At 64.9% G+C, this 11356-nt stretch carries 5 protein-coding genes; 1 reads left to right on the top strand and 4 read right to left on the bottom strand.

The window, feature by feature from the left end; genetic code table 11:
• Positions 1-2: 2 nt before the first annotated feature.
• Together OEZ49_RS07860 and OEZ49_RS07855 are read right to left on the bottom strand one after the other, a co-directional pair.
• The gene (locus OEZ49_RS07860) at positions 3-6431 is read right to left on the bottom strand and encodes a type I polyketide synthase (protein ID WP_263387791.1); all 6429 of its coding nucleotides are present in this window, start codon (positions 6429-6431) and stop codon (positions 3-5) included.
• A gap of 263 nt (positions 6432-6694) precedes the next feature.
• Positions 6695-8158, bottom strand: coding sequence for a hypothetical protein (locus tag OEZ49_RS07855; protein WP_263387790.1), 1464 nt, complete (start codon positions 8156-8158; stop codon positions 6695-6697).
• A 184-nt stretch (positions 8159-8342) separates the two neighbouring features.
• Between OEZ49_RS07855 and OEZ49_RS07850 the strand changes: the two genes are divergently transcribed.
• Positions 8343-9101, top strand: a complete 759-nt coding sequence (locus OEZ49_RS07850; protein WP_263387789.1) for a WecB/TagA/CpsF family glycosyltransferase — start codon at positions 8343-8345, stop codon at positions 9099-9101.
• A 194-nt stretch (positions 9102-9295) separates the two neighbouring features.
• Here the strand turns inward: OEZ49_RS07850 and OEZ49_RS07845 are convergent, their stop codons facing one another.
• Both OEZ49_RS07845 and OEZ49_RS07840 read right to left on the bottom strand, forming a co-directional pair.
• Positions 9296-10261, bottom strand: coding sequence for a glycosyltransferase (locus OEZ49_RS07845; RefSeq protein WP_263387788.1), 966 nt, complete (start codon positions 10259-10261; stop codon positions 9296-9298).
• Positions 10258-11340, bottom strand: a complete 1083-nt coding sequence (locus tag OEZ49_RS07840; RefSeq protein WP_263387787.1) for a glycosyltransferase family 4 protein — start codon at positions 11338-11340, stop codon at positions 10258-10260. Before OEZ49_RS07840 ends, OEZ49_RS07845 begins: the two co-directional genes overlap by 4 nt.
• Between the last annotated feature and the right edge of the window lie 16 nt (positions 11341-11356).

Here is an 11356-nt window from a genome sequence, read left to right as displayed (position 1 = left end):
GCTTACTCCGCAGCCTTGCCCAACGGCTGGACAGCGTCGGTTTCGTGTAATCGCTGGCGCAAGTGTTCAGTCAGGACCGAGACATTCGGCACTAGCACCATGCTGTTATGGTCGCCGGGTACTTCGCACACCTCGATATTCCGGGCGAACCTGCCCCAGTCGTTATCGTTGTAAACATACTGTCGTTCAGTGCTGACCCAGTTGCCTCCAGACACTTTCCAGCGCCGGTCCAGTACCGGCCGGTACATCAGAAGCGGACCATTCCAAGGCTGCGGCTGATAGCGGCCGACCGAGCCGAGAAACGCGGCCTCGATCCGGGCATTGTTAAAGGCAGCACCGCCAGCGTCTCCGACCGGGGCGCGGCGACGTTCCACCTCCCAGGCGAACCGGGTACCAAGCCAGTCGAGCAGGTAGCGTGGGCCGCGTTCGGAGAACTGGCGTAGCTTGATAATGGCGCGGTCGCGCCGGCCGATTTCTGGGCGTACCGGCAAAGGGGTGTCGATCATCGCCAGAAGCGAGACTTTTTCACCGGCGGTCTCCAACTGACGCGCGATCTCGTAGGCGGTGATGCCGCCGCCTGAGTAACCGCCCAGCAGATACGGCCCGTGCGGCTGCACCTGACGCATCTCGGCGATGTAATCGGCGGCCGCTGCCTCGATCGTGTCATGTGGGGCCTCGTCGCCGACCAACCCGCGTGCCTGAAGCCCATAGACCGACCGGTCGCGCCCCAGCATCAGCGCCAGATGGCGCAGGTTCAGCACGTTGCCGAACATGCCCGCGACCACGAAGAAGGGCGTCTGGCCGCCCGACCCGACATCGTGCAGCGGCACGACATGGGCAAAGGCGGGGGCGATCTGCGCCTTGTCCTCGCCCTCGCCGGACAGGGCGGCCGACCGGCCGATCCGCGCGTCGATCTTCTCGGCGATGCGGGCGATGCTCGGGGCCTCGAACAGGACCGAGATCGGGAACTCGACGTCAAAGGCCCGGTTGATCTGGGCAAACAGCCGCACCGCGATCAGCGAGTGACCGCCAAGGTCAAAGAAACTGTCCTGAGTGCCCACCTGCGACACGCCCAGCAGGGTTTCAAAGAAACCCGCCAGAGTCTTTTCGGTCTCGGTCTGCGGCGCGACATATTCGGTATCGAGCTGCGGGCGTTCGAAGCTCTGCCCGGCCTCGGCCGGGGCCGAGACCTGATCGGCCTCGGCGATCAGGCGCGGCAGGTCAAGCGAGGTGACGACCACCTGGCTCAGCCCGCTGTTCAGCGCCCGGGTCAGCGCCGCGGCGCCTTCACCGGCGCGGATGCCCTGTGCGATGTTGCGGTGCAGGCGCTGTTCCTCGGGCGAGAGCGCCGCGGCTTTGCGGGCCGGTTCCAGCCCCAGCGCGGCGGCGTCGGCATCGGGTTTTGCCGGTTCGGTCAGGTCGATGGTGCCACTGGTACGTTGCATCTGGAACCCGGCGATATCGACCAGCACCCGCCCCGAAGGATCGGTCAGGGTGATGTCGAACGAGGCAAATCCATCGATCGGCGTGGCGCCCGGCGTCGGGCGCATCCAGCTGCGGATATCCGCAGGCAGCGGTGCAAAGACCCGCAAGGAGCGGTAGGAGACCGGCACCCAGAGCGACCGGCCCTGATAGCCGCGCGCCAGTTCGATGGCCCAGCCGGTGGCCAGATCCAGAAGGCCGGGGTGCATCTGGTACCCCTGGTCCAGATCGCGGCGGTACTCCTCGGGCAGTGACAGGCGGGCCAGCCCCTCGTCCTCGCCCCGCGCGGTGGCGCGCAGCACCTGCCAGCGCGGGCCGAATTTCAGATGCGCCTCCTGCGGGGTATGCAGCACTGCGCCGATGGGCGCGGTCGCCGCCTGCGGGCAGCGCGTGGCAATCGCGGCCAGATCGAGCGTTCCGGCCCGCGCCTCGGGGTCGAGCACCAGCATCGCCTGGGCGTTCTGCGCGTAACCGCCGCCGGGCAAAGCGCTGTGCACGCTGAAACCATAGCCTTCGGCGGTGGGTTCCAGCCGCACGATCACCTCGCGCGGGGCGCCGTTAACCCGCAGCGGGCGGAAGAAATAGAGATCGCGGATGTCGAACGGATGGCTGACGCCCTGCGCCCGCAGGGCTTCGGCCGCCAGTTCGACATAGCCGGTCCCAGGCAGCAGCGCATCGCCTGCGGCGGTGCGGTGTTCGTCGAACACCCAGTGCTCGGCGCTCAGCCGCGACACGAACAGGCGGTTGCCGGCCTCGTCGAACCCGGCCTCCTGCAACAGCGGCTGGTCGGTCGCGGTGCGGGCCTCGGCAGGATCGCCGCCGAGCCGCGCGGCACGCGCGTCGGCGGCCATGCCCACATCCGCCCAGACGCCCCAGTTCACCGCCACGACGCGGGTCTTGGCGGCGCTGCGGCTGCTGGCAAAGGCGTTGAGATACTCGTTGGCCGCGACATAGTCGATCTGGCCCGCCGGACGGCTCGCCGTCGAAGAGGAGGCAAAGAGCACCATCAGTTCCAGCACACCATCGGGGAACAGCTCGTCCAGCACCCTGAGGCCGGTCATCTTCGGTGCCAGCACCCGGTCGATCCCGGCCTCGGTCTTGGCCAGCACCGGCCCGTCCTCGATATGTCCGGCGGCATGGATGACCCCGGTCAGCGCGCCGAACCGGTCCTGCGCGGCGCTGAGCGCGGCGCGCATCTGGCTAATATTGCAGACATCGGCGGCAATCGCCGCAATCTGGCCCTTGTCCAGTGCCTCCAGCTCTTCCAGTGTGCGGATGCGGCGGCTGATCTTGTCGGCAGGGCTGTGCGTGGCCAGCCATCGGGCGCGGTCGGCGGGCAGCTCCTCGCGCCCCAACAGGATCACGTTGGCCCCGTGGGTCTGCATCAGGTGGCGGGCCACCGTCAGGCCGATGCCGCCAAAGCCGCCGGTGATCAGATAGGTGCCGCCTTCGCCGAAGGCGGGCGCCTCATCCTCCAGCGGTGCGGGGCGATAGCTGCGGCCGAACCGCTTGTCGTCGCGCCAGGCGGCGATGGTATTGCCCGGTTCGGCGAGCAGTTCCTCCAGCAGGCGCGGGGTCAGGTCCTCGTCCTGCTCGGGCGCGGCACCGCGCAGCCGCGCCAGCAGTGGCGGGCGCAGGCGGGCGGGCAGCTCGATATCGACCGAGGCACAGGTGATCCCCGGCATCTCGTGCGGCAGCACGCCCAGCGGCCCGGCGATGGTCGCCTTGGCCGGATAAGGCAGCGCCTCGGCGCGCACCTGTGCCGCGCCGGTGGTGAAGGTTGCGATATGCACCGGGCCGGGCAGCTCGACCTGCCCCAGCGCCTGTGCCAGCCAGGTCAGGCTGAAGAACCCGTGTTCCATGTTGCGGTCATGGAAGCTCGATCCTGGGCGGAAGCTTTCGTCCTCGGTCACCAGCCAGAAATGGCCGATCCGGTCGGGCAGGCGCCCCTGCGCCGCCAGATCGCGCAACAGCAGGTCATAACCTATGCGCCCCTGTTCCGGGGCCAGTTCGAACCTTGTGTCAGCGTGTTTGACATAGCTGTCGCTGGAACTGACACGCGCCACCCAATGCCCGGCCTCCTCCAGCCGGTCGGCCGCCTTAGCCGCAAGCCCCCCGGCATCCAGAAAGATCAGCCAGTTGAGCGGTTCTGTCCGGTCCAGCTCGGTCTCGACGTCGATATCGCATTCGGCCAGACGCGGCCGCCAGACAGGGCGCCAGCCCCATTCGGCCAGATCGTCGCTGCGGGTCAGAACCGCGCGCGGTTCTTCCGCCCGCTGGGTGCCCGGTTCGATGAAATAGCGGCTGCGCTGGAACGCATAGGTCGGCAGCGGTAGACGATGGCGCTTGGCCTCGCCCCAGATCTGCGGCCAGTCGGCCTCGACCCCGCAGGCCCAGAGCCGCCCGATCACCCCCATGAAATAGGCGTCATCGGCAATGTCCTGATCGGGGTGACGCAGGGTACTGAGCACCTGGCCGGGCGACACGCCGGGCGACATCTGCGCCAGCGAGCTCAGCGCCTTGCCGGGACCGACTTCCAGGAACACCCGGTCGCGACCCTCGGACAGCGCGTCGATGCAATCGGCGAAATGCACCGTGTTGCGCAACTGCGCGACCCAATAGTCGGGGCTGGTGGCCTCTGCCTCGGTCAGCACCGCGCCGGTGCGGTTCGACTGGATCGGGATTTGCGGCGCGCTCAGGGTGAGACCGCGCAGGAAATCGCCGTATTCCTTCAGGATCGGCTCCAGCATCCGCGAATGGGCGGCAATGTCGATCTGAATGCGCTGATGTTCGACCTCGCGGGCCTTCAAAACCTCGACCAGCCGGTCCAGCGTCGCTTGCGGGCCACTGACGGCGGTCAGGCGGGGGGCGTTGACGCTGGCAATGTCCAGATCCTCGCCGATCAGCGCCTGTACTTCGTCCAGCGGCAGCGAGATCGACAGCATGCCGCCCGGCGCCACAGTGTCAAACAGCCGTCCGCGCAGCAGCACCAGGTCGATGCAATCCTCGAACCGCATTACACCGGCCAGACAGGCGGCGGTGTTCTCGCCCATGGAATGGCCGACCAGGGCTGCGGGCCGCACGCCCCAGCTGAGCCAGAGCTGCGCCAGCGCGTATTCCACGATCATGATCAGCGGTAGCTGCACCGAGGGCTGTTGCAGCCGGGCATTGGCCTCGGCGGTATCGCCCTCGGGCAGCCAGATGGCGCGGATATCGTAGTCGAGGCTCTTTTGCAGATGTTCCAGCCCGCGGTCCATCCATTCGGCAAAGACCGGCTCGACCTCGTAGAGGTCGCGCGCCATGCCCGCATATTGCGCCCCGCCACCGGGGAACATGAACACCACGTCGGCCCCGGCCCCCAGCGCGTCATGGCTGAACACCCGGCGCGGATCGCCCTGCTCCAGCAGGTCGGCGGCCTCAAGCGCGGTTTCGGCCACCAGAACGCGGCGTTTCTCGAACCCGCGGCGGCCTTCTTTCAGCGTATAGGCCACATCGGCCAGATTGACGTCCGGGTTGGCGCGCAGCCAACCGGCCAGCGCCTTGGCATTGCCATCGAGCGCGGCGCGCGACCGGGCCGACAGGCACAGGATCTGGAACGGGAAATCGCTCTCTTCCGAGGCGGCGCGCTCGGGCGCCTCCTCCAGGATGACATGCGCGTTGGTGCCGCCCACGCCCAGACTGTTCACCGCGCCCCGGCGCGGCCCCCTGTGCGGGGTCCAGTCGCTCAGCCGGTCGTTCACCCGGAACGGGCTGGTCTCGAAATCAATCGCCGGGTTCGGCGCCTCGTACCCCAGCGAAGGCGGAATCTGCTTGTGATGCAGCGCCAGCGCGGTCTTGGCAAAGCCCGCGACCCCGGCGGCGGTGTCGAGATGGCCGATATTGGTCTTGACCGAGCCGATCTTGCAAAAGCCGCTCTCGGCGGTCTGTTCCCGATAGGCCTGGGTCAGGGCCGACACCTCGATCGGGTCGCCCAGATAGGTGCCGGTGCCGTGGCATTCGATGTAGTCAATGGTCTCGGCGGGCACATCCGCCGCCTTCAGCGCGGCGCTGATCGCCTGCGCCTGACCACCGACCGAGGGCGCCAGATAACCGGCCTTGTCGGCGCCGTCATTGTTGATGGCGCTGCCCTTGATCACCGCCCAGATATGGTCGCCATCGGCCAGCGCGTCCTCGAGCCGGCGCAGCGCCACCACGCCCGCGCCCGAGCCGAACACTGTGCCCTGCGCCCTGTGGTCGAATGCATGGCAATGACCATCTGGGCTGAGGATCTCGTTTTCCTTGTAAAGGTACCCGCGCCCCTGCGGCAATTCGATGGTGGACCCGCCCGCCAGCGCCATGTCGCATTCGCCCTCGCGCAGCGCCTTGCAGGCATAGTGGATCGCGACCAGCGAGGTGGAACAGGCGGTCTGGATATTGATGCTTGGCCCGTGCAGGTCGAACACATGGCTGACGCGGGTGGACAGGAAATCCTTGTCGTTGCCGGTGTGGCGCAACAGGAACATGCCCACATCGTCGACCAGACCGGGGTTCGAGCAGATGTTGAAATAGAAATAGCTGCCCATGCCGCAACCGGCATAGACCCCGATCGGCCCGGATACCGATTCCGGTGGGTGACCGGCGTTTTCCATCGCCTCCCAGGCGGTTTCCAGGAACTGACGGTGTTGTGGGTCCAGAATCGCGGCTTCCTTGGGGGAAAAGCCAAAAAAATCGGCATCGAACCGGTCGAACCCGTCCAGCGGCGCCGCCGCGCGGACATAATTGGGGTCCGCCATCAGGTCTGGGCGCTCGCCCGCGGCCAGCAGCGCCGCGTCATCCAGCGGCCGGATCGATTCGATCCCTGCCCTGAGATTGTCCCAAAACTCGGCCACCGACGCGGCGCCGGGAACATGCACCGACATACCGACGACTGCAATATCGCCCAGTTCACTCATTGAAGCACGCGTTGTCATGGTCTGCCCAAACGATCCACTTCGTCTTCAGCCCGCCAACCCTCACGCACCCTAGTCGGGCGCGCGCGATCCTGAAAAGGTTCCAATTTGATCAGTTTCCCCTGATTTTTTCTAAACCCCTGTAGTAGTGTCACAAAACCTCTAGCGTTTGGAATGTGTTCTATTCCTACTTGGTGACAAACATCGTTCTTCAAAAAGATTGTGACCGGATTAGGGACAGTTGCGGGCCTTTTGCGGCTGGTTCGGGGCAAAGGCCGAAAATCTTAGAGAATGGTTCTTCGGGGTTCGGTTTGCGTCTTGCCACCAATCGCGGGGCCAGCGCCAAACAGGCTGCGACGGCCTCGGTTCCAATCCGGGTACTTCTGGCGCTCGAAAAAGCCCATTACCGCGCCTGCGCAAAGCCAGGTAAACGGCGTCAGGGTGGCGTTCAGAAGCATGTCGGTCATCGTGGTGGCCAGAATCAACGCAATCGGCGGCACGAAACCCGAGAGTCCTTCGGGCGACGCTTTGCGCGCGTAAAGTGCCGCCATGATGATGGGCGTGGCCAACAGGCCCATCTGCGCAATATATCCCAGCCAGCCAAAAGTACCGAACACGATAATCCAGGCGCCATCCGGAACGGTAATGATCATGCCGGTTTCCGGATCCAGAACCAGGTTCCTGCCCCATCCACCCCAGCCGAACCAGGGTTTCAGATGGGCGCGCTCCAGCAGATGTTCCTCGTTGTTGAAACGGAACCCCAGCGATTGCGCGCGTTCGGCGCTGACGCTTTCAGCCCTTTCCAGTATCAAATCCAGGGGAACGACGCCGAGATTACGCAGCGCCGGGTAGGCGATTGCCAGCAAGGCGATAATCAGGGCCAGGCGGATGATCGTATTGCGCCGCAGGAACAGCACGACCGGCACCAGCGCCATGCCATACAGCAGAGAGGCAAGGCTTTTGCAGGCGTTCAGGACGACTGCCAGATAGACGGTGGCCAACCCCCATTTCAGGCGCTGAGCGTCCTGCGAGGCCCGCGTCAGCGCCGCCGTCGAGATCAGCGCGGTTGCCATAAAAAACGCCAGCCACAGTCCGTGCGGCAGGAACACGATGGGGCGGAACCCGCCGTTGCGGATCATCTGGTTGAAGTCGTGCTGGAAGAACCCGTAGATAAAGATGTTGATCACCGGGGCAAAGTTGATCTCGAAGAGCGACGGCAGCGAATAGATCAGACCGGCGGCCGCCAGAGCATAGATGATCGCGCGCAGGCCCGCCTCGTCCGACAGATGCGCCCGGCCCAGGAAGAAGGGCAATAGCACGATCACCTGCCCGATCATGATCGACAGCATGTCGCGCAGTCCCAGCCCGGGAACGTGATTGGTGATGAACCGGATCGGTTCGCTACCTGTCAGAACTTCGAAAACCAGCGGTTCGCGGTTGGTCAGCACAGTTGGCACCGCACAGAGCACGAAGCCCAGCAGCAACAGGCGCACCGGCCAGACCCGAGACCACATCGTTACCGGTTGCCGCGCGATCAGGATACAGCCAAGGAATGTGGCCACAGACGCGATCGAATCTTTGTTCATCGACGGAATCAGCGGCAGGTCGAACTCAGCCACCGGCGGAAGAATCAAATATGCGCCAAGGATACCCCATATGATCGCATGCCGTGGTGACAACCGTGCGAACAGGGCCACACAGACGAATGGCCACAGCATCAGCATCATATAGGCGACTGGGTTGGGCATCGGGCTCCGTCAGGCTGTTTCCGGTGGCAAAATGCCGGTCGACCCTATCAGACCGGCGGCGGCCTGTCCTGCAATAGCGTCGGATTTGGGCGATCCGGTGGCAGGAAACGCACGGTTTCGCAGCAAGGCTTTGCATCGTCAAAAACCATCCGCTAAGCATTCCGAAACAAGGGAGTGACAATAGGTGAAATTCGACTTTGGGCAGAGCCGGGTACGGATCAATATGCCGACGCGCGCAAAGCTGATGGCTGAAGTTCGGCGGCGGTTCCAGAGTCGTGAGGGTTTTGCGCTTGCCACGATAAACCTTGATCATCTGGCCAAGCTGACAAGCGATGAGGCCTTTGCGCGCACCTATTCGGCACAAGATATGGTGGTGGCAGACGGAAGATCTGTCTTCATATTGTCGCGCATCGCCGGAAGCCCTGTCGAGTTGCTGCCCGGTTCCGATCTGGTTTTCCCGCTGGCGGGACTAGCGGCCGAAGAGAATGTGCCAGTGGCGCTGGTAGGCAGTTCCCAACAGGCGCTTGCCGATGCCCGCAGTGTACTCATAGATCATGTGCCGGGACTCAACGTGGTCTGGACTCATGCGCCGGATTATGGGTTCGACCCCGGGGGAGAGGCGGCGGCCCAGATCCTGTCGGAACTGGCCGCGCGCGGGGTTGGTCTGTGCTTTCTGGCGCTGGGCGCGCCCCGGCAAGAGGTGCTCGCCCTGCGCGGACGCGATCTGGCACCGGGCGTCGGCTTTGCCTCGGTTGGCGCAGGGCTCGATTTCCTGGGAGATCACCAGGTACGCGCGCCGCGATGGATGCGGCAAATGTGGCTGGAATGGCTATGGCGTATGCTGAGTGATCCGGTGCGCATGGTGCCGCGCTATGCCCGAGGCGCGATGATCCTGCCCGGACAGATCGCCGCCGCGCGCCGGTTGCGCCGAACCGGTCTTTGATCAGAAACCAAGCCTCCCTGCGCTAGCGGGTTCTGGGTGAATTCCCCTGTGTCGGAGCAGCGTCAGCAACTGGTGTTCGATTTCCGCGTCGGAGGGGCTTCACGGTTACGCTTCTCCATCGCGGCGAACAAAGACGTCCAGGCCGTGTCCAGATGTACCAGCCTTTTGGTCGAGGACCGCGAGCGTCGATTGCCTCACTGATACTCGATGATCTTGGGGTTGCGCCGGGCAAGCCGCATCAGCCAGTATTTGCCCATCCCCTGCAGGTTGGGAAACTTGGACAGGGTCAGAAACACCGCCTGCGCGCGCGCCTCGTTACGTGCCAGTCCATCGCGCTGCAAACCACGCGCGCTGCGCCACCATGACAGGCCATAAAGTGCCACGACAAGCAACGGCATAGCCGGGCCATGCGCCGCACCGATCAGAGCGATCACCGGCAGGATCAGCCCATAGGCCAGCACCCGGAGCCGCTCGATCCGTAAATGGCTGGGATGCAGCGTGCCCATCTGGGCAAAAGCGTGGCCCGCCCGCACCGCCCGACGCCACCATTGGCCAAACCGGATGATCGCGGCGTCGTGCCGGGTCATCTCCAGCGGCAGTCTTTCCAGTTTCCAACCGGCTTGTGCCAGACGAAGGCCGAAATCTTCATCCTCACCGGCGATCAGAGTGGGGTTGAACCCACCTACCTGCTGATACGCCTCGACCCGCACCATCATGTCGCCGCCGCAGACTGCGATAGGTCCGGCGGGACGGCGCCATTCATGGTCGCAGATGCGGTTGTAAATGCTGGCCTCTGGCGCGATTTCCGACCGCCATCCGGTGACAAGGCCAAGGGTCTCGTCCTGCCGCAGCCGCGCCTCAGCGGCTTCCAGCCAGCCAGGCACCAGCGCGCAATCGCCGTCGATGAATTGAACAAAGGGCGCAGGGTGCTCGGCCTGCGCCGCCTCGAACCCCGCATTGCGGGCACGCGCGGCGCTGAACGGCACCGACATGTCCAGTTCCACCACCACCGCGCCTGCGGTACGGGCGGCGGCGACGCTGCCGTCGGTCGAACCTGAATCCACGTAAATCAGCCGTTGCGCCTGTCCGCGCGCGGCCTGCAGGGCGCGGATCAGCCGGTCGCCTTCGTTGCGACCGATGAGAATCAGATCGACGGTCATAGCGCGCGCTCAGGCCCGGTCAGAACCGCCTCAAGCAGGTCGCAGGCGCGGTCCCAGCCTTGCCCCTGCGCGATCTGGTAATTGCGGTCGGACATTTCACGCCATTCGGTATCAGACAACGACAGGATGCGCGCGACCCCTTTGGCCAAGGCGCCCGCATCGCCCACATCGGCCAGATAACCGGTCACGCCTGGCTCTATCAGATCTTCGGCGGCGCCCACGCGGGTCGAAACCAGTGGCGTGCGGCAGGCCATTGCCTCGAGCAGCGGCAGAAAGAACCCCTCGGCGGTGCTGGCGCAGAGAAAGACGTCGCAGGCGGCATAGATGTCGCGGATCCGCTCCTGTGCTGGTCGCAGGTGAAACTCGGCGTCAGGAGGCAGAGGCATATCCGGTGATACCGGCTCGGCGCCAAAGGTCACCACATGCAGGTTGGGAAACCGTTGCCGCAACAGGGCGAGGGCGGTCAGTGCGGTATCCGACCCCTTGATCGGATAGGGGCTGTAAAGGAAACCAACCGTAGGGCGGGCGGCCTTTCCCCGTACGGGCGCATGGAACTGGGTCAGGTCGATGCCATTGGGCACCAACCGAGCGTCGTCGCGACCGTAAATCCGGCGCAGGATGCCGTCCAGCCAGTTCGAGATTACAATAGGGGTCAGTGGCAGGTAGTAGGTGGCGCGCGAGACCTGCCAGGGCAGGAAATCATGCACCTCGTGATGCTGGATCAGATAGAACTTGCGCCCTTTTTCGGGCGGCATCGCTGCGGCGGCAAAGGCAGTCTCCCACCAGGTGGCCACGATGGCATCCGCATCCGGGATCTCTTCCGGTTCGACATGGAAATCGGCCCGCGCGGTTTCGATCACCGGCAGGTCCAGATCGTCCAAATGGCCAGGCGGCTCTGGCGGGTTGGGATGGCGCCCGTGCAGCAGCGCACGCAATTTCTGTCGGCGACCGGGCTGTGCCCGGGCTGGGATGACAACGGTCACTTCATGGCCGCGCGCGCGCAACATGCGGGCATAGATCGCAATCACGCGCAGGCCGCCCGCCAGATTCGAGCGTGGGCTGAGAAACGTGATACGCACCGGGTCTGCTCTCCTT

This window comes from Ruegeria marisflavi (assembly GCF_025673445.1).
Taxonomy (GTDB): Bacteria; Pseudomonadota; Alphaproteobacteria; order Rhodobacterales; family Rhodobacteraceae; genus Ruegeria_B; species Ruegeria_B marisflavi.
This window is presented reverse-complemented; position numbering and strand designations above follow the sequence as displayed.